This is a genomic window from Pseudomonas sp. TE3899, assembly GCF_056279105.1.
In genome coordinates, this window is the sequence record NZ_JBWBQR010000001.1 from 4,501,364 (window position 1) to 4,520,084 (window position 18,721).

At 61.2% G+C, this 18,721-nt stretch carries 16 protein-coding genes; 7 read left to right on the plus strand and 9 right to left on the minus strand.

Going from position 1 to position 18,721, the window contains the following annotated elements; all coding sequences use genetic code 11:
* Positions 1–41 precede the first annotated feature (41 nt).
* From aroK to ACZ89E_RS20495, 6 genes are read right to left on the minus strand one after another with little or no spacing between them, the layout of a single operon-like run.
* Entirely contained in the window at positions 42–560 is a 519-nt protein-coding gene (gene aroK / locus ACZ89E_RS20470; RefSeq protein WP_149659174.1) for a shikimate kinase AroK, read from the minus strand.
* A 4-nt stretch (positions 561–564) separates the two neighbouring features.
* On the minus strand, positions 565–2,646 hold the full coding sequence (locus ACZ89E_RS20475) for a type IV pilus secretin PilQ (RefSeq protein ID WP_476256341.1): 2,082 nt from the start codon (positions 2,644–2,646) through the stop codon (positions 565–567).
* Positions 2,647–2,659: 13 nt separating this feature from the next.
* The gene (locus tag ACZ89E_RS20480) at positions 2,660–3,187 is read right to left on the minus strand and encodes a pilus assembly protein PilP (RefSeq protein WP_476256342.1); all 528 of its coding nucleotides are present in this window, start codon (positions 3,185–3,187) and stop codon (positions 2,660–2,662) included.
* Positions 3,184–3,807: a type 4a pilus biogenesis protein PilO gene (pilO, locus tag ACZ89E_RS20485; protein ID WP_149659171.1), complete on the minus strand. Its 624-nt coding sequence runs from the start codon at positions 3,805–3,807 to the stop codon at positions 3,184–3,186. Before pilO ends, ACZ89E_RS20480 begins: the two co-directional genes overlap by 4 nt.
* On the minus strand, positions 3,804–4,370 hold the full coding sequence (locus ACZ89E_RS20490) for a PilN domain-containing protein (protein WP_149659170.1): 567 nt from the start codon (positions 4,368–4,370) through the stop codon (positions 3,804–3,806). Before ACZ89E_RS20490 ends, pilO begins: the two co-directional genes overlap by 4 nt.
* Complete coding sequence (locus ACZ89E_RS20495; protein WP_476256343.1) at positions 4,370–5,434, minus strand: pilus assembly protein PilM; 1,065 nt, start codon at positions 5,432–5,434, stop codon at positions 4,370–4,372. The genes ACZ89E_RS20490 and ACZ89E_RS20495 overlap by 1 nt, the downstream gene beginning before the upstream one ends.
* Positions 5,435–5,652: 218 nt before the next feature.
* On the opposite strand from ACZ89E_RS20495, the gene ACZ89E_RS20500 reads away from it, so the two are divergent.
* Positions 5,653–8,094, plus strand: coding sequence for a penicillin-binding protein 1A (locus ACZ89E_RS20500; RefSeq protein ID WP_372242345.1), 2,442 nt, complete (start codon positions 5,653–5,655; stop codon positions 8,092–8,094).
* 406 nt (positions 8,095–8,500) lie between these two features.
* Here the strand turns inward: ACZ89E_RS20500 and ACZ89E_RS20505 are convergent, their stop codons facing one another.
* The 3 genes from ACZ89E_RS20505 to rpmE form a co-directional block, all read right to left on the minus strand.
* Entirely contained in the window at positions 8,501–9,769 is a 1,269-nt protein-coding gene (locus tag ACZ89E_RS20505) for a malic enzyme-like NAD(P)-binding protein (RefSeq protein ID WP_054054610.1), read from the minus strand.
* A gap of 180 nt (positions 9,770–9,949) precedes the next feature.
* On the minus strand, positions 9,950–10,753 hold the full coding sequence (locus tag ACZ89E_RS20510; protein WP_476256344.1) for a thermonuclease family protein: 804 nt from the start codon (positions 10,751–10,753) through the stop codon (positions 9,950–9,952).
* Between the two features lie 14 nt (positions 10,754–10,767).
* The gene (rpmE, locus tag ACZ89E_RS20515; RefSeq protein WP_123511093.1) at positions 10,768–10,995 is read right to left on the minus strand and encodes a 50S ribosomal protein L31; all 228 of its coding nucleotides are present in this window, start codon (positions 10,993–10,995) and stop codon (positions 10,768–10,770) included.
* A 170-nt stretch (positions 10,996–11,165) separates the two neighbouring features.
* On the opposite strand from rpmE, the gene ACZ89E_RS20520 reads away from it, so the two are divergent.
* The 6 genes from ACZ89E_RS20520 (at position 11,166) to ACZ89E_RS20545 (ending at position 18,599) form a co-directional block, all read left to right on the plus strand.
* Positions 11,166–13,385: a primosomal protein N' gene (locus tag ACZ89E_RS20520; protein ID WP_149659166.1), complete on the plus strand. Its 2,220-nt coding sequence runs from the start codon at positions 11,166–11,168 to the stop codon at positions 13,383–13,385.
* A 128-nt stretch (positions 13,386–13,513) separates the two neighbouring features.
* On the plus strand, positions 13,514–15,250 hold the full coding sequence (gene argS, locus ACZ89E_RS20525; RefSeq protein WP_149659165.1) for an arginine--tRNA ligase: 1,737 nt from the start codon (positions 13,514–13,516) through the stop codon (positions 15,248–15,250).
* Between the two features lies 1 nt (position 15,251).
* Positions 15,252–15,959 (plus strand): SPOR domain-containing protein, encoded by a 708-nt coding sequence (locus ACZ89E_RS20530; protein ID WP_123402550.1) that lies wholly within the window; start codon positions 15,252–15,254, stop codon positions 15,957–15,959.
* 255 nt (positions 15,960–16,214) lie between these two features.
* A complete protein-coding gene (gene hslV, locus ACZ89E_RS20535) occupies positions 16,215–16,745 on the plus strand; it encodes an ATP-dependent protease subunit HslV (protein WP_007899242.1) in 531 nt (176 codons plus the stop codon).
* Between the two features lie 54 nt (positions 16,746–16,799).
* Positions 16,800–18,140: an ATP-dependent protease ATPase subunit HslU gene (gene hslU / locus ACZ89E_RS20540; protein ID WP_133837878.1), complete on the plus strand. Its 1,341-nt coding sequence runs from the start codon at positions 16,800–16,802 to the stop codon at positions 18,138–18,140.
* 81 nt (positions 18,141–18,221) lie between these two features.
* Positions 18,222–18,599 carry a gamma-butyrobetaine hydroxylase family protein gene (locus ACZ89E_RS20545; RefSeq protein WP_149659164.1) on the plus strand — a complete coding sequence of 126 codons (378 nt, stop codon included), beginning with the start codon at positions 18,222–18,224 and terminating at the stop codon, positions 18,597–18,599.
* The last annotated feature ends 122 nt before the right edge of the window (positions 18,600–18,721 follow it).

The window sequence follows — 18,721 nt, forward strand, 5'->3', positions numbered from 1 at the left end:
CCATGACAGGACGCCGAGGATAGCGCATTTCGCGCCGCGCTTTAACGGGGCGGAAGTTGCTGCAAGCGTTCGAGGATGTCCAGCACGACCATTCGCGGCGGCCGCTCATCGGTTTCCACCACCAGATCGGCGATTTCCCGATAAAGCGGATCGCGGATCGTCAGCAGGTCGCGCAGGGTCTTGGCCGGATCGGCGGTGCGCAACAGCGGACGATTGCGATCGCGGGAGGTGCGGCCAACTTGCTGCTCGACGGAGGCGTGCAGATAAACCACGCGCCCCCCGGCATGCAGGGCCCGACGATTGGCTTCGCGCATCACGGCACCGCCGCCGGTCGCCAGCACGACGCCGTCGCAGGCGCACAGCTCTTCGATCATCGCTTGCTCGCGATCACGAAAGCCGGGCTCGCCCTCTTTATCGAAGATCCACGGGATATTGGCGCCCGTGCGCAATTCAATTTCCTTGTCGGAATCTTTGAATGGCAGGCGCAGCTCTTTGGCCAGCAACCGGCCGATGGTGCTTTTTCCAGCCCCCATCGGTCCAACAAGAATCAAATTTCGCACAGAATCAATGACTCACAGCAATCGCCTGGTTGTTCATGATACGCGGAGTGAGAAATACCAGCAGCTCGGATTTTTTCTCCGAAACCACGTCACGCCGGAAAAGGCGGCCAAGATACGGCACATCGCCCAGAAATGGCACCTTATCTACAACCTTGCTCTGAGTATTTGAGAAAACTCCGCCAATGACGATGGTCTCGCCATCGTTGACCAGCACTTTGGCGTTGACTTCGTTTTTCTTGATCGGCGGGACATCGTTGAGCTTGTTCAGATAGTCCGGCTCATCCTTGGTGACCTTGACCTCCATGATGATGCGGTTGTCCGGGGTGATTTGCGGCGTAACTTCCAGGGACAGCGACGCCTCCTTGAACGACACCGAAGTCGCGCCACTGGAGCTGGCTTCCTGATAGGGAATCTCGGTGCCCTTGAGGATTTTCGCGGTCTCCTTGTCGGACGTAACCACCTTGGGCTGCGAGACGATTTCGCCGTTGCCGGTCTTCTCCATCGCCGTCAGCTCAAGATCGAGCAGCACGTTGTCGGTGATGAACGCGATGCCGAGCCCCGAGGTGTTGGCCGCCGTCCCCATGTCGACGAACGACGAGTTGGTGTTCGTGCCGCCAGGCGTACCAATGGTGGCCGACCCGCCGGTGCCGTTGCTGACACCCGACGTGTTCCAGTTGCCCTTGTTCTGGACCGACCCACCCCAGCGCACGCCCAGGCTCTTGTCGTAATCGACGTTGGCTTCGACGATCCGCGCCTCAATCATCACCTGGCGCACCGGGATATCCAGTTGCGCGACGATGCGCCGGAGCTCGTCGAGGCGATCCTGGGTCTGGTAGGCGATGATGTTGTTGGTCCGCTCGTCGACGGTGATCGAACCGCGCTCGTCGACTTTCGCATCGGCGCTGGTCACCGAGGTGAACAGCTTGGCGATGTCCGCGGCCTTGGCGTAGTTGACCTGCAACAGCTCCCGACGCAGTGGCGCCAGTTCGGCGATCTGTTTCTGCGACTCCAGCTCCTGACGCTCCCGCGCGGCGATTTCATCGGCCGGCGCGACCAGCAACACGTTACCGATCTTGCGCTTGTCCAGGCCTTTGGTTTTCAGCACCAGGTCCAGCGCCTGATCCCACGGCACGTTCTGCAGGCGCAAGGTAATGCCGCCCTGCACCGTGTCGCTGGCCACCAGGTTGAGATTGGTGAAGTCGGCGATCAGTTGCAGCACTGAGCGCACATCGATGTCCTGGAAGTTCAGCGAAAGCTTTTCGCCGGTGTAGGCAAAACGTTCAGCATTGCGCTTCTGCAAGTCGTCGGCAGTGACCGCACGGATGCTGACGGTCAGCTTGTTGTCGGTCTGGTAGGTCGAATATTCGAAGGCGCCGCTGGGTTCAACACTGATCACGGCGCGGTCGCCCGTGGCACTGGCGTTGACGAATTGCACCGGGGTGGCGAAATCCTTGACGTCGAGACGCACGCGCAATCGCTCGGGCAATTGGGTCCTGGCGAAACCGAGGAGGATCTTGCCGTCGCGCTCCTGGATGTCCGGGGCAATGGAGGGGTCCGACAAATCGATCACCACATTGCCTTCACCCTGGGTGCCGCGCTGAAAGTCCACGCCACGGATGGCCTTGCCCGCCGGCGCGTAGGTTTTCGCCGGGGCCGGCGTTGCGGTGGCGACGCGCGGTGCGACGGGCTTGGTTGCCGCGCTTTTGGCGCCTTGCCCAACGACCACGAACAGATTGTTGCCTTCAACCCGGGAGCTGTACGGCGCCAGTTGGGTCAGGTTGATGATCAATCGCGTCCGGTCCTTGGCCTCCACCACCGTGGCAGTGCGGGCGTTACCGCCACCCAGGTCGCGATTCTTGCTGGCCAGTTTGCTGACCACGCCCGGTAGATCCAGCGCAATGCGTGCCGGTTGCTCCGTGGTGTAGCCATGGGGCGGCGGCGGTGGTCCGTCGAAGGTCAACTTCAACTCGACGCGGTCACCCGGCAGCGCAGCGACATCCAGCGCATTGAGGTTGGCCGCTTGTACCATCGGCGACAGCAGCGCTATCCATAGCGAAATACCGAGGGTTGAGAAAATCCTGTTCATTGTTCGAGTTCCACTATGAGTGCTCTTTCAAAGGGATGGTCCGTGGTCGTTCCAGCCAGGCGCCTTCGCCGTCGGGAACGATTTCGACCACATCGACTTGTGAGCCGCTGATGGCGACGATCCGTCCATCGTTACGCCCCAGGTAATCGCCGACTTTCAACCGATGCACACCGCCCGCCCCGCGCAGCAGCGCAAAGGAGCCAGAGGCATTGGAGATGGTGCCGACCATTTCAAACTGCTCGATGTTGAAACCTTCGAGGTACTGCTTGACCCGACTGGGGTCGGGCTTGACGTTGCGTGAACCGTGCTTCTGGCCCGCCAGGTCAACCCTGACCTGCCGGGAAAACGGACTGCGCAGGTTCGCCGCGCTGTACGTGAATGTGGGGTAAGACCGGAATGTCGGCGTTGGTTCAATCTTGCCCGGCGGACGCAGGCGCACTTCGTTCAGGTACGCATCCAGGTCGCCGAAGCCATTGTCGCCGCCGCAACCGGCCAGCCCCGCCAACAACACCCCCATCGAAAAACAACGCAACGGGCTCATTTTTGCAGCCCCTTGTCGTTGTAGCGGTAGGTCTTGGCGAGGATGCTCATGCGCAGCTTCGTCCCGCCGTCGGGATTGGCCGGCGCCAGGTCAAAGTCATGCAGGGTGACGATGCGCGGCAGGCCGGCCACGCCACTGACGAACGTGGCCAGGTCGTGATAGGCGCCAGTGACAGTGATCTGGATCGGCAATTCAATGTAGAACTGCTGGGTGACTTCCGGCAGCAACTTGATTTCTTCGAATTCCAGACCGCTGCCCAGGCCGGTACGGGTGATGTCCTCCAGCAAACCGGGGACTTCGGTGTCGCTGGGCAGTTGGCGCAACAGTACACCAAAGGAGTTCTCCATCTCCTTCATCTGCTGGGTATAGAGCTCGAGGTTCGCCGCCATACTGGCCTTGCTGGCGAATTGCTCCTTGAGCGTCGACTCTTCCGTGCGCTTGAGATCGAGCTCGTTTTGCTGGTCGCTGATGAAGAAGTTGTAGCCCAGCGCCAACACCAGAACCATCAGCAGGATGCCCGCCAACGCCTTGATTGCCGGTGGCCAGGAGCCGATGTTGTTGGTGTCCAGATCATTGATGTCGATCTTGCGCAGCCCTTCGAACCATTCCGATGGCGTCATTTAGCAGCCTCCATCGAGACTGGTCGGGTCTGACGCACGGTCAACTGAAAGACGTTGGCCTGGTCCAACTGACCGGCGGTCGTCGCCTTGACCTCGGTCAGGCTTGGCGCGTCGAACCAGTCCGAGGCATCGAGATTGCGCATCAGCTCCGAGACCTTGTTGTTCGACTCGGCCGCGCCGGTAATCGCCAGGCTCTTGCCTTGCATTTTCACTTCGGTGAAATACACGCCGTCCGGCAGGGTACGTGCCAACTGCTCGAAGATACGCCCGCTGATCTGCCGGTTGCCCTGCAGGTCCTGGATGATGCGCATGCGCTCCACCAGTTGCTGGCGGCGGGCCTTGAGGTCGCTGATTTGCTTGATCCGCTCATCGACCACGGCGATCTGTTTGCCGAGGTAATCGTTGCGGGCCATTTGCTGGCTGATGGCGCTGCTGAAAACCTGGTTGGCAATCAGGACCAGGCCCACCGAACCGACCAGCACGCCCACCAACGTCAGCAGAAAACGCTTTCGGCGCTCTTCGCGCAGCTCTTCACGCCAGGGTAAAAGGTTGATCCGCGCCATCAGTCGAAACTCCTGAGGGCCAGACCGCAGGCAATCATCAAGGCCGGCGCATCGCTGGCCAGGGCGCCGGCGTTGACCTTGCTGCTCAGCGACATGTCGGCGAACGGGTTGGCGACTTGGGTCGGGGTGCCCAGTCGTTGTTCGATCAACCGATCGAGCCCGGGCACCGAAGCGGTGCCGCCGGCCAGCAGGATATGGTCGACCGCGTTGTACTGGCCGGACGCAAAGAAAAACTGCAATGAACGGGAGACCTGCTGCACCAACGCTTCGCGGAACGGTTGCAACACCTCGCTGACGTAGTCGTCCGGCAAGCCGCCCTGTTTCTTCGCCAGCCCGGCCTGCTCGACCGTCAGGCCGTAACGGCGCTGGATCTCTTCGGTGAGTTGGCGACCGCCGAACAATTGTTCGCGGGTGTAGATGATCCGGCCGTTGTGCAGCACGCTCAGGGTGGTCATGGTCGCGCCGATGTCCACCACCGCGACGGTCGGACGCTCTTGATTGGAAGCGAGCTGGGGCGCCAGCAGGCCAAAGGAGCGCTCCAGGGCGTAGGCTTCGACGTCCACGACCTTGGCGGTCAACCCGGCCAGGGCCAGGGCAGCCTCACGGACCTCGACGTTTTCTTTTCGACAGGCGGCAAGCAAAACATTGACCCGTTCGGGGTTGCGCACCGACACATTCTGGACTTCGAAGTCGATGGCGACCTCGTCCAAAGGGTAAGGAATGTATTGATCGGCCTCGATCTTGAGCTGGTTTTCCATCTCGTCGTCGGACAGCCCGGCATCCATCTCGATGGTCTTGGTGATCACCGCCGAACCGGCCACGGCCACGGCGACATTGCGGATCCCGGTGCGGGCCTTGAGCAGCACGCGAGACAGGGCCTGGCCCACGCCTTCGAGCTCGGCGATGTTTTTTTCGACGACGGCGCTGGCCGGCAGCGGTTCGACCGCATAGGCCTCGACCCGGTAGCGATCGCCCTGGCGGCTCAGCTCCAGAAGCTTCACCGACGTGGAGCTGATGTCGATCCCCAGAAGCGTTCTGGTCTTTTTATTGAAGAGTCCTAGCACTACCAATTCCCTATGACTATCCGTGAGTTACGGACTCTGTAATGTGCATTGCGTTCAATCACTGCGTCTTGACAGAAGCGCCAATGACGCCCCCGGCGGAAAAATGCTTATAATGCCCAGCGATTTTTTCCGCTTTTACTGCCCGCGCGGGTCGTTCTCTGTGTAGTCGAGACCCTGACGCCAAATTCATTCTTTACCCTGGATGTCCAAACGCCTTGATTCGTCTGCTGAAATTTTTCGGTTGGTCCATCGTCGCCGTTTTCTGCGGACTGCTTTTAGGTCTCAGTGGCGCCTATCTTTACCTTAGTCCGGGTTTGCCGTCCGTGGAGGCGCTGAGAAGCATTCAGTTGCAGATTCCTCTACGGGTATACAGCAGCGATAACAAGTTGATTGCAGAATTCGGCGAAATGCGCCGCACGCCGATCCGGTTCGCCGACATTCCCCCCAATTTCATCAATGCGTTACTAAGTGCTGAAGACGATAACTTCGCCAACCACTATGGCGTCGACCCGAGCAGCCTGATGCGTGCGGCGACCCAATTGGTCAAAAGCGGCCACATCCAGTCCGGCGGCAGCACCATTACCATGCAGGTCGCGAAGAACTTCTTCCTGACCAGCGAACGCAGCTTCTCGCGCAAAACCACCGAAATCCTCCTGGCCTTGCAGATCGAACGGCAGCTGACCAAGGACGAAATCCTTGAGCTGTACGTCAACAAGATTTACCTGGGCAACCGCGCCTACGGCATCGAGGCCGCCGCGCAGGTTTACTACGGCAAATCGATCCGTGATGTGAGCCTGGCGCAGATGGCGATGATCGCCGGTCTGCCCAAAGCCCCGTCGCGCTTCAACCCGTTGGCCAACCCGGCCCGCAGCAAGGAGCGTCGCGACTGGATCCTGGGGCGGATGTACAAGCTCGGGAAAATCACCGAAGCCGACTACACCACCGCGATCAACGAACCGCTGAACGCCAGCTATCACGTGCCGACCCCGGAAGTGAATGCGCCGTACATCGCTGAAATGGCCCGCGCCGAAATGGTCGGCCGCTATGGCAGCGACGCCTACACCGAAGGTTTCCGCGTCACCACCACGGTGCCGAGCAACTTGCAGGAAATGGCCAACACCGCGCTCCACGAAGGCTTGATGACCTACGACCAGCGTCACGGCTATCGTGGTCCCGAGTCGCGCCTGCCGGGCAAGACCCGCGAAGCCTGGGCCACCGAACTGACCAAGCAGCGCACCATCAGCAGCCTGGAGCCGGCCATCGTCACCCAGGTCGACAAGAATGGCCTGCAAGTGATGACCCGCACCGGCGACGAACACGTCAGCTGGGACACCATGAAATGGGCACGGCCATTCCTCAACACCAACAGCATGGGTGCCAATCCGAAGCAGCCGGCGGACGTGGCCCAAGTCGGCGACCTGATTCGTGTGCAGCGCCAGCCGGACAACTCGCTGAAGTTCAGCCAGATCCCGCAGGCACAGGGCGCCTTGGTTTCCCTGGATCCGCAGAACGGCGCGATTCGCTCGCTGGTCGGCGGCTTCGCTTTCGAGCAGAGCAACTACAACCGCGCCCTGCAGGCCAAGCGTCAGCCGGGCTCGAGCTTCAAACCGTTCGTCTACAGTGCCGCCCTGGATAACGGCTACACCGCCGCCACCCTGGTGAACGATGCGCCGATCGTGTTTGTCGACGAGTACCTGGACAAGGTCTGGCGTCCGAAGAACGACACCAACACCTTCCTCGGCCCGATCCGCTTGCGCGAAGGCCTGTACAAGTCGCGTAACCTGGTGTCGATCCGTCTGCTGCAGGCCTTGGGCGTTGATCGCACCATCGATTACATCAGCAAGTTCGGCTTCAACAAGCAGGACCTGCCGCGCAACCTGTCCCTGGCCCTCGGCACCGCGACCCTCACGCCGATGGAAATCGCCACCGGCTGGAGCACGTTCGCCAACGGCGGCTACAAGATCACCCCGTACATCATCGACAAGATCGAAAGCCGCAACGGCGACACGCTGTTCGTCGCCAATCCGCCGAGCGTGCCTAAAGGCGATGCGGCGACCAGTGGCATTGCCGCACCGGTCGCCCAGACGTTCACGGTCAACCCGCCTCCTGGCGAGGCCACGACCGCTCCCGCTACGGTGCCGCAAACCCCGGCCCTGGCCGAACGTATCGTCGATGGTCGCACCACGTTCATTCTCAACAGCATGCTGGAGGACGTGATCAAGCGTGGCACCGGCCGTCGCGCACTGGCTTTGGGCCGCTCCGACATCGCAGGCAAGACCGGTACGACCAACGAATCCAAGGACGCCTGGTTCTCCGGTTACAACGCCGATTACGTGACCACGGTCTGGACCGGTTTCGACCAACCCGAGAGCCTCGGTCGCAGAGAGTTCGGCGGCACCGTCGCGCTGCCGATCTGGATGAACTACATGGCTGCCGCGCTCAAGGATAAGCCGCCACACACGCAAGCGGAGCCGGAAGGCATCCTCAGCCTGCGGGTCGACCCGGTCAGCGGCCGTGCGGCCACGCCAAGCACGCCTGGGGCCTACTTCGAGCTGTTCAAGGCCGAAGACACGCCACCGACGGCCAGCGAACTGGGCAACGGCACCGCGCCGGGCAGCCCGTTGCCGGCGGACGAAGCGGCGCCGATCGATTTGTTCTAGAGAAACAGCTACAAGCGGCAAGCTTTAAGCGACAAGAAGAAGCAAGAGCCATGCGCACCGCTCTTAACTTGCAGCTTGTAGCTTGCCACTTGAAGCCCATAAAAAACCCAGCACTAGGCTGGGTTTTTTATGGGCGCTGCGATGATCGTTCCCTCGCTCCGCGTGGGAATGCCTCAACGGACGCTCCGCGTTCGGCTGTGAGAAGGGACGCGGAGCGTCCCGGGCTGCATTCCTTTGTTGCGCGTGGGAACGATCAAGAAAGCAGCGACTAGCTTTAAGCTGCAAGCTACAAGTAAAAGCAAGAGCCATGCGCGCCGCTTTTGACTTGCAGCTTGCAGCTTGCAGCTTGTCACTTGAAGCCCATAAAAAACCCAGCACTTGGCTGGGTTTTTTATGGGCGCTGCTCTTATCCGTTGAACACGTCATCCACGCTTTTCAGCGGGTAGTTCTTCGGATACGGCAGGGTCGCTACGCCGGTCTCGATAGCGGCTTTGGCCACGGCATCGGAGATCACGGTGATCAGGCGGGCGTCCATTGGTTTCGGGATGATGTACTCACGACCGAATTCCAGCTTGATGCCGCCGTAGGCGTCGCACACTTCCTGAGGAACCGGCAGCTTGGCCAGTTCACGCAGGGCGTTGGCCGCAGCCACTTTCATTTCTTCGTTGATGCGCTTGGCGCGAACGTCCAGGGCACCGCGGAAGATGAACGGGAAGCCCAGTACGTTGTTGACCTGGTTCGGGTAGTCCGAACGGCCGGTCGCCATGATCACGTCATCACGGGTGGCGTGAGCCAGTTCCGGGGCGATTTCCGGATCAGGGTTGGAGCACGCGAACACGATCGGGTTGGCCGCCATGGACTTCAGGCCTTCGGCGCTCAGCAGGTTCGGGCCGGACAGGCCGACGAACACGTCTGCACCGGTCAGGGCGTCAGCCAGGGTGCGTTTTTCAGTCGCGTGAGCGAACACAGCCTTGTACTGGTTCAGGTCGTCACGGCCGGAGTGGATCACACCGGTACGGTCAACCATGAAGATGTTTTCGATGTTGGCGCCCATGCTCACCAGCAATTTCATGCAGGAGATGGCGGCCGCACCGGCGCCCAGGCAGACGATCTTGGCGTCGGCGAGGGTTTTGCCAGCGATTTCCAGGGCGTTGATCATGCCGGCCGCGGTAACGATCGCGGTGCCGTGCTGGTCATCGTGGAACACTGGAATGTCGCACTGCTCGATCAGGGCACGTTCGATCTCAAAGCACTCAGGTGCCTTGATGTCTTCCAGGTTGATGCCACCGAAGGTGATGGAGATACGCTTGACGGTGTCGATGAAGGCTTGCGGGCTTTCGGAGTCGACTTCGATGTCGAACACGTCGATGCCGGCGAAGCGCTTGAACAGCACGCCTTTGCCTTCCATCACAGGCTTGGAAGCCAATGGGCCGAGGTTACCCAGGCCGAGAATCGCGGTGCCATCGGAAATGACTGCAACCAGGTTGCCTTTGCCGGTGTATTTGTAGGCCAGTTCAGGATCGCGGGCGATTTCGCGTACTGGTTCGGCTACGCCGGGGCTGTAGGCCAGCGACAGGTCGCGGGCGGTAGCGGTGGCCTTGGTGAGCTCGACACTCAGCTTCCCTGGACGAGGATGGGCGTGATATTCGAGAGCGGCAGTTTTCAAATCAGACATGTGGGCATTCCGCTTTTTACTGTTGGACAGACGGACCGCCGAGGATACGCGTGTCGCAAAGTCCCTACAAGACTGACCAGTCACCCCTGTCAAGCGCCCGGGCCTACGACTTTGGGCCAAGAGCCACGGAACACAAGGGATTGACTGTTCACAATCCCATCAAAAAATGTCTACAATTTTTTATCGGCGTCCTGCTTGAAGCATAGCGGGATCACTCAAAGGCAAAAGCCATCGCGCCTGACCTTTTTCGAGTCCGCCCCGACGCGAACGGTCCAGCACCCAGCCGCGCGCCTCGATCTGCTTGCCCTTCAGACGCTCCAGTGCGGCCACATCGAACCGCCCCAGCACATTGGGTGCAACGCGCAATACAACTGAATCCTGCAACTCGATCCAAACCCCGCCGCGATTGCGCTGGACCTTGCTCACACGACCGCTGAGCAGCGCAAAACCGGACGCCTTGATCTGATCCGCTTTCAGTACAGGCGATTGCCGCCATAGCCCGCGACCCGCCTGCCGGGCCGCGCGTTCCGCCGCCTGCTGGCAACTCACCAAATCGACATTCGGCGCGATCGCCACCTGAAAACCGAGACCTTCGGCGAGCATTTGCGCTTCGAGACTGGCGCCGTCGGCACTGTAGACATGGGCCAATGTGCGACCGTAGCGATCCTTGCCCTCTTTACCCGGCAGCAAACCGACCCGGCCTTTGCTGGCAGCCACCAGCTCTTCGAGGCGTTTGCGCGCCGCCACGGCGAAGGGTTCGTCGCTTCGGCCTTGCTTGCCCAGTTCCGGGGTGTTCAGGCCGATCATGCGCACGCTGCGGCCATCGCGCAGGCGCAGGGTGTCGCCGTCCACCACCCGTTGCACGGCAACAGGCGTCAAACCGCTCGGCGCAGGGCAAAAGGCCTGGGCGCCGGAAAGCCAAATCGCAGACACAAAAAAGGCGCCCACAAGGGACGCCTTTTTCATTAGCAAGGAAAAGCCCATAAGGCCTTTGAACCTTACTCTGCAGCAGCAGGTTTCTTGCCGAAGGCACCGAAACGGTCTGCGAAGCGCTGTACACGGCCGCCAGTATCCAGAGTCTTCTGCTTACCGGTGTAGAACGGGTGGCACTCGTTGCATACGTCAGTACCCAGTGGCTTGCACAGGTTCGAACGGGTTTCGAACTTGTTGCCGCAGCTGCAAGTGACTGCAATGGTTTCGTACGCTGGATGGATATCGGCTTTCATGGTGTATTCCTCAGGCTAGCGTGCCGCCACTCAACACTATTGTTGAATACCGCACGTAATTAGGCCGCGGATTCTACCAGACCTTTGCAATCACGCAAGCTGTCCCTTCTACCGACCGTCTGCTAGGCTCCCTGCCTTCTTCACCGCCCCATCATCGAGAAAACCTTCGCGTGCCCGACGCCATTCTGCGCCTCGCCCTGCCCTCGCCCCTGCGCCGCCTGTTCGATTACCGTGCCCCGGCCGGGGTCCTGCGCGCCCAGTTGCAGCCGGGCATGCGCCTGCGGGTGCCGTTCGGCCGGCGGGAGATGATCGGCATTCTGGTGGAGGTCACCGACACCAGCGAAGTGCCGGTGGAAAAGCTCAAGCCGGCCATCGCCCTGCTCGATGCCACGCCGCCGCTGCCACCGGCGCTGTTCAAGCTGTGCCTGTGGACGTCCCAGTATTACCAGCACAGCCTCGGCGATACCTTGAGCTGGGCGCTGCCGGTGCTGCTGCGCCAGGGCGAACTGGCCGAAGCCCGCCAGGAGCGCTTCTGGTCCGCCGCCCCCGGCGCCAGCCTGGATGATCCGCGCATCGCCCGCGCTCCGCGCCAGCGTGAAGCCCTGGCCACGCTGGCCCAGCACCCCCACGGCGTCGCTCATCAGTTGCTGAGCAAATTGATGCTGAGCAAGGACAGCCTCGACCTGTTGCTGGCCAAAGACCTGGTGCAAGTCGAAATCCGCAAACACGCGCCCGACGCCCGCCACGAACGCTGGCTGGCGCAACCGGAACTTCCGCTCAACCCGGAACAGCGCGCAGCCTACGAGGCGATCCGCGCCGGGTTCGACAGCTATCACGCGTTCCTGCTGGCCGGCGTCACCGGCAGTGGCAAGACCGAAGTCTATTTGCAGTTGATCCGCGAAACCCTCGAAGCCGGCAAGCAAGCGCTGGTGCTGATCCCGGAGATCAACCTCGGGCCGCAGACCCTGGCGCGCTTCGAGCAGCGCTTCAATGCGCGCATCGCGCTGATCCACTCGGCGGTCAATGATCGCGAACGCCTGGAAGCCTGGCTCGCGGCCCGGGACGGCGATGCCGACATTATTATCGGCACCCGTTCGGCGCTGTTCACGCCGATGAAAAACCCCGGCCTGATCATCATCGACGAAGAGCACGACGGCTCCTATAAACAGCAGGAGGGCCTGCGCTATCACGCTCGCGACCTGGCGCTGGTCCGTGCACGGCAGGAAAACATCCCGATTGTCCTCGGCTCCGCCACGCCTTCGCTGGAAAGCCTGCATAACGCCTACACCGGTCGTTACGGTCTCCTACGCTTGAACGAGCGTGCAGGTGGCGCCAAGCAGCCGCGTTTCCTGCGCCTGGATGTGAAAAGCCGTCCACTGGACAGCGGCATTTCCGGGCCGATGCAGCAAGCCATCGGTCAGACCCTGGCCGCCGGCCAGCAAGTGTTGGTCTTTCTCAACCGTCGCGGCTTTGCCCCGACCCTGCTTTGCCACGATTGCGGCTGGATGTCCGAGTGTCAGCGCTGCGATGCGCGGATGACTGTGCACCAGCGCTCCGGCGAGCTGCGCTGCCACCATTGCGGCTACGTCGAACGCGTGCCCCGGCACTGCCCGAAATGCGGAAAAGTGGATTTGCGGCCCGTCGGTGCGGGCACCGAGCGCGCGGAGGAACGCCTGGCAATTCTGTTCCCGGACGTGCCGGTGCTGCGGGTCGATCGCGACAGTACGTCGCGCAAGGACGCGATGAATCAGCTGTTCGCCACCATCCAGAAAGGCCAGCCGTGCATTCTGGTCGGCACGCAGATGCTTGCCAAAGGGCACCACTTTCCACGGGTGACGTTGGTGTCGATTCTGGATGCCGACGGCGGGTTGTTCTCCGGCGACTTCCGCGCCAGCGAGCGCATGGCGCAGCTGATCGTCCAGGTCGCCGGCCGCGCCGGCCGGGCTGAAGAGCCGGGCCGAGTGATCATCCAGACCCACTTGGCCGACCATCCGCTGCTGGTGCAACTGACTGAACAGGGTTACTTCGCGTTTGCCGAGCAAGCCTTGAGCGAACGTCGCGCCGCCGGCCTGCCGCCATTTGCGCACCTGGCACTGCTGCGGGCCGAAGCGCACAAACCGGGACAGGCCGAAGGCTTTCTCGATGAGGCGTGCAGCGAGGCGGAACGATTGCTGGCCGAGCAGAACCTGAGCGGGATCGAATTGCTCGGGCCGGTGCCGGCGCCGATGGAGCGTCGGGCCGGGCGTTATCGGGCGCAGTTGTTGTTGCAGGCCACGGCGCGGGCGCCGCTGCATCGGTTGCTCAGCAGCTGGTTGTTGATGCTGGAACAGATGCCGAGTGGGCGGGCGGTGCGGTGGTCATTGGATGTTGATCCCGTCGATTTGTATTGATTTTGAGATCGCCACATATCCCTAACCTGCCCGCTATAGTTGGCAAGCACGTCCATGCCACGGATAATGCCCAGTTTTTCCACTAGCGCATCCAGGCGCCGCCGCGCTTGCGGTCGAAAGAGAACACCATGAAAGACACCATTCGCCAGCTGATCCAACAAGCCATCACCCAACTCGTCAACGAAGGTGTGTTGCCTGAAGGCCTGTCGCCGGCGATCCAGGTGGAAAACTCCCGCGACAAGAAGAACGGCGACTTCGCCAGCAATATCGCGATGATGCTGGCCAAACCGGCGGGCATGAAGCCCCGCGATCTGGCGGAAAAGATCATCGCCGCCCTGCCCGCTGACGAAAACGTCACCAAGACCGAAATCGCCGGTCCGGGCTTCCTGAACTTCTTCCAGAACACTGACGCCCTGGCTTCGCGCCTGGACGCCGCTTTGGCCGACCAGCACGTCGGCGTGCGCAAGTCCGGTCCGGTGCAGCGCACCGTGGTCGACCTGTCGGCACCGAACCTGGCCAAAGAGATGCACGTCGGCCACTTGCGCTCGACCATCATTGGCGACGGCGTGGCCCGGGTGCTGGAGTTCCTCGGCGACACCGTGATCCGTCAGAACCACGTCGGCGACTGGGGCACTCAGTTCGGCATGCTGATGGCGTACCTGCAAGAAAACCCGATCACCAGTGACGAGTTGTCGGACCTGGAAAACTTCTACCGCGCCGCCAAGCAGCGCTTCGACGAATCCGAAGAGTTCGCCGACCGCGCCCGTGGCCTGGTGGTCAAGTTGCAGGCCGGCGACGCCGAGTGCCTGGCCCTGTGGACACGCTTCCGCGATATCTCGCTGTCCCACTGCCAGGCGATCTACGAACAACTGAACGTCAAACTGACCATGGCCGACGTGATGGGCGAAAGTGCCTACAACGACGACCTGATCAACGTGGTCAATGACCTCAAGGCTGCTGGCCTGCTGGTCGAGAGCAACGGCGCCCAGTGCGTGTTCCTCGACGAATTCAAGAACGCCGACGGCGACCCGCTGCCGGTGATCATCGTCAAGGCCGACGGTGGCTACCTCTACGCCACCACCGACCTGGCGGCCGTGCGTTATCGCAGCGGCAAGCTCAAGGCTGATCGCGCGCTGTACTTCGTCGACCAGCGCCAGGCCCTGCACTTCCAGCAAGTGTTCCAGGTCGCACGCCTGGCCGGTTTCGTGACGCACCCGATGGAAATGGAGCACATGGGCTTCGGCACCATGAACGGCGCCGATGGCCGTCCGTTCAAGACCCGTGACGGCGGCACCGTGAAACTGGTGGACCTGCTGAACGAAGCCAAGGACCGCGCCTACACCCTGGTGAAAGAGAAGAACCCGGAGCTGGCCGAAGACGATCTGCGCAACATCGCCAAGGTCGTGGGCATTGGCGCGGTGAAATACGCCGACCTGTCCAAGCACCGCACCAGCGACTACAGCTTCAACTTCGACCTGATGCTGAACTTCGAAGGCAACACCGCGCCGTACCTGCTGTACGCCTACACCCGCGTCGCCGGTGTATTCCGCAAGCTGGGCAAGGATTTCACCGAAGTCGAAGGCCAGATTGTCCTTGAAGCACCGCACGAACATGAGCTGGCGGCCAAACTGGCGCAGTTCGGCGAAGTGCTGAACAACGTTTCCGACAAAGGAACGCCGCACATCCTCTGCACCTACCTGTACGATGTCGCCGGTCTGTTCTCCAGCTTCTACGAGAACTGCCCGATCCTCACCGCCGACACTCCGGCGCAAATGCAGAGCCGCCTGCGCCTCGCCGCGCTGACCGGCCGCACACTCAAGCAAGGCCTGGAACTCTTGGGTCTGGAAACTCTGGAGCGTATGTAAGTTGGCTGCCAAGAAAAAACCTGCACCCAAGCGTGGCGCCAGTCGTTACACCGCTCCTGCCAAACAGCCGATCCCGGGCTGGCTGTGGATGGCCATCGGCCTGACGGTCGGCGCGTTTATCGTGTTCCTGATGAAACTGGAGCCGGGCAAGGGCAGTGAAAGCGTCAAGCGCGAAAAAATCGAGCAGCAGAAAGCCAGCAAGATCGCCGAGGCCAACAAGACCCCGCCGAGCCCGACGCAACCGGTGAAGCCGAAGTACGACTTCTACACCCTGTTGCCGGAATCGGAAGTGATCGTGCCGCCGGACGCGGTGCCGGAGAAAACCCTGCCGACGCCGCAAGTACCGACGGTGCCGACCACCCCGGTGACGCCAGAGCAAGCCGCGAAGATCGACACCGCACGGGCCCAGGCCGCGCTCGCCGGGATCACCCCGCCACCGCCGCCACCGGTTTCCAAAGCGGCACCGGTGACCAAGTTCTTCTTGCAGGCGGGCTCGTTCCGCAAGGAAGCTGACGCCGACAAGGTTCGCGCGCAGATCATCTTGCTCGGCCAGGCCGTGGCGGTTGAGTCCGGCATGGTCAAGGATGAAACCTGGTATCGGGTATTGGTCGGGCCGTTCAGCAACCGCGAACAACTGACCACCGCCCAGAAACAACTGGCCGGCAGCGGTTTCAGCAACCTGTTGTTACAACAACGCCAGAGCCGCTGATTTCGTCAGCAGTACCGCGTGATCGTTCTTCGCGGGCAAGCCTCGCTCCTACAGGAAATGCGCCGTTCGCCGTAAATGCGAACGACATAAACCTGTAGGAGCGAGGCTTGCCCGCGAAGGCGCCAGAACAAACAACACACCCTCCCCCGTTTAACACCGCTCGTCCCCCGCCGCTGCCTGCAGTTGAAAAAATCTCCACCACCCCCATATGAGTTGGCATAAGGCATTTTCGCCCCGCTGCGTGGAGACTCTCCCTTGACCACCATCGTTTCAGTTCGCCGCCACGGCAAAGTCGTCATGGGCGGCGACGGCCAGGTTTCTCTCGGCAATACCGTGATGAAAGGCAACGCGAAGAAAGTTCGTCGCCTGTACCACGGTCAGGTCATCGCCGGTTTTGCCGGGGCCACCGCTGACGCCTTCACCCTGTTCGAGCGTTTTGAAGGCCAGCTCGAGAAACATCAGGGTCACCTGGTTCGCGCCGCCGTCGAACTCGCCAAAGAATGGCGCACCGACCGCTCCCTCAGCCGCCTCGAAGCCATGCTCGCGGTCGCCAACAAAGACGCTTCCCTGATCATCACCGGCAACGGTGACGTGGTCGAACCCGAAGAAGGTCTGATCGCCATGGGTTCCGGTGGCGGCTACGCTCAAGCCGCAGCCAGCGCCTTGCTGAAGAAAACCGACCTGTCGGCTCGGGAAATCGTCGAAACCGCGCTCGGTATCGCCGGCGACATCTGTGTATTCACCAACCACACCTTCACCATTGAGGAGCAGGACCTCGCCGAGTAAGCCTGTTTCGGCCTTGCGCCACGGCTCACTTTGACCAGAGGACCGCCAATTACTATGTCCATGACTCCCCGTGAAATCGTCCACGAACTCAATCGCCATATCATCGGCCAGGACGATGCCAAGCGCGCCGTCGCCATCGCGCTGCGTAACCGCTGGCGCCGGATGCAGCTGCCGGAAGAGCTGCGTGTTGAAGTAACACCAAAGAACATCCTGATGATCGGCCCGACCGGTGTCGGTAAAACCGAGATCGCCCGTCGCCTGGCCAAGCTGGCCAACGCGCCGTTCATCAAAGTCGAAGCGACCAAGTTCACCGAAGTCGGCTATGTCGGCCGTGACGTCGAATCGATCATTCGTGATCTGGCTGACGCCGCGATCAAGCTGCTGCGCGAACAGGAAATGACCAAGGTTCGCCACCGCGCCGAAGACGCCGCCGAAGACCGCATCCTCGACGCCCTGCTGCCACCGGCACGCATGGGTTTCAGCAACGAAGAATCGACGTCGTCGGCTGATTCCAACACCCGTCAGCTGTTCCGCAAGCGCCTGCGTGAAGGCCAGCTGGATGACAAGGAGATCGAAATCGAAGTCGCCGAAGTGGCGGGCGTCGATATCTCTGCGCCACCGGGCATGGAAGAGATGACCAACCAGCTGCAAAGCCTGTTTGCCAACATGGGCAAGGGCAAAAAGAAAAGCCGCAAGCTCAAGGTCAAGGAAGCCCTGAAACTGGTGCGTGACGAAGAAGCCGGGCGCCTGGTCAACGACGAAGAGTTGAAGGCCAAGGCCCTGGAAGCGGTCGAGCAGCACGGTATCGTGTTCATCGACGAAATCGACAAGGTCGCCAAGCGCGGCAATTCCGGTGGCGTCGACGTCTCCCGTGAAGGCGTGCAACGCGACTTGCTGCCGCTGATCGAAGGCTGCACCGTCAACACCAAGCTGGGCATGGTCAAGACTGACCACATCCTGTTTATCGCCTCCGGTGCGTTCCATTTGAGCAAGCCGAGTGACCTGGTGCCTGAGCTGCAAGGTCGTCTGCCGATCCGCGTTGAACTGAAAGCCCTGACCCCGGAAGACTTCGAGCGCATCCTCAGCGAACCACACGCGTCGCTGACCGAGCAGTATTGCGCCCTGCTGAAAACCGAAGGCTTGACCATCGAGTTCCAGCCGGACGGGATCAAGCGCATCGCCGAGATCGCCTGGCAGGTCAACGAGAAAACCGAGAACATCGGTGCCCGTCGCCTGCACACGCTGCTTGAGCGTCTGCTGGAAGAGGTGTCGTTCAGCGCCGGTGACCTGGCCAGCGCCCACGATGACAAGGTGATCCTGATCGACGCCGAGTACGTCAACAGCCACCTCGGTGAATTGGCGCAGAACGAAGACCTGTCGCGCTACATTCTGTAGAGCGACAAGTTGCAAGCCGCAAGCTGCAAGTTGGTCACCTACCTCTTGCAGCTTGAAGCTTGGAGCTTGTAGGCTGGCTCCATGAGCCAGATTCCCACCGACATCAAGTTGCACAAAGCCTCGAAAACCCTGTCGCTGAAATACGCGTCCGGCGAGGAATATCACCTGCCCGCCGAGTTCCTGCGCGTGCATTCTCCCTCCGCCGAGGTCCAGGGCCACGGCAAACCTATCCTGCAATTTGGCAAGATCGCCGTCGGCCTGAGCAAAGTAGAACCGGCCGGTCAGTACGCACTGAAATTGACCTTCGATGACGGCCACGACAGCGGCCTGTTCACCTGGGAATACCTGTACCAGTTGGCCGTGCGCCAGGAAGACCTCTGGAACGATTATCTTGCCGAGCTCAAAGCCGCTGGCAAAACCCGCGATCCGAGCCAGTCCATCGTCAAGCTGATGCTCTAGGTCAGGCCTCTTGCTCTTTAGAGGGCATTTTCTAATTTCATCTGTTTGAATGCTCCGCTGCGGCGTCGAGGATCGGCCCGCTTGCGAAAAAAATTAAACTCGGGTAACCAATGGAACTGGCA

Bases quoted from the DNA above. Each gene is read 5' to 3' on its own strand.
- ACZ89E_RS20545 (WP_149659164.1), top strand. From the start codon at position 18,222: ATGAGCCAGATTCCCACCGACATCAAGTTGCACAAAGCCTCGAAAACC.
- argS (WP_149659165.1), top strand. From the start codon at position 13,514: ATGAAAGACACCATTCGCCAGCTGATCCAACAAGCCATCACCCAACTC.
- ACZ89E_RS20480 (WP_476256342.1), bottom strand. From the start codon at position 3,187: ATGAGCCCGTTGCGTTGTTTTTCGATGGGGGTGTTGTTGGCGGGGCTG.
- ACZ89E_RS20490 (WP_149659170.1), bottom strand. From the start codon at position 4,370: ATGGCGCGGATCAACCTTTTACCCTGGCGTGAAGAGCTGCGCGAAGAG.
- ACZ89E_RS20475 (WP_476256341.1), bottom strand. From the start codon at position 2,646: ATGAACAGGATTTTCTCAACCCTCGGTATTTCGCTATGGATAGCGCTG.
- pilO (WP_149659171.1), bottom strand. From the start codon at position 3,807: ATGACGCCATCGGAATGGTTCGAAGGGCTGCGCAAGATCGACATCAAT.
- ACZ89E_RS20510 (WP_476256344.1), bottom strand. From the start codon at position 10,753: ATGGGCTTTTCCTTGCTAATGAAAAAGGCGTCCCTTGTGGGCGCCTTT.
- rpmE (WP_123511093.1), bottom strand. From the start codon at position 10,995: ATGAAAGCCGATATCCATCCAGCGTACGAAACCATTGCAGTCACTTGC.
- hslU (WP_133837878.1), top strand. From the start codon at position 16,800: ATGTCCATGACTCCCCGTGAAATCGTCCACGAACTCAATCGCCATATC.
- ACZ89E_RS20505 (WP_054054610.1), bottom strand. From the start codon at position 9,769: ATGTCTGATTTGAAAACTGCCGCTCTCGAATATCACGCCCATCCTCGT.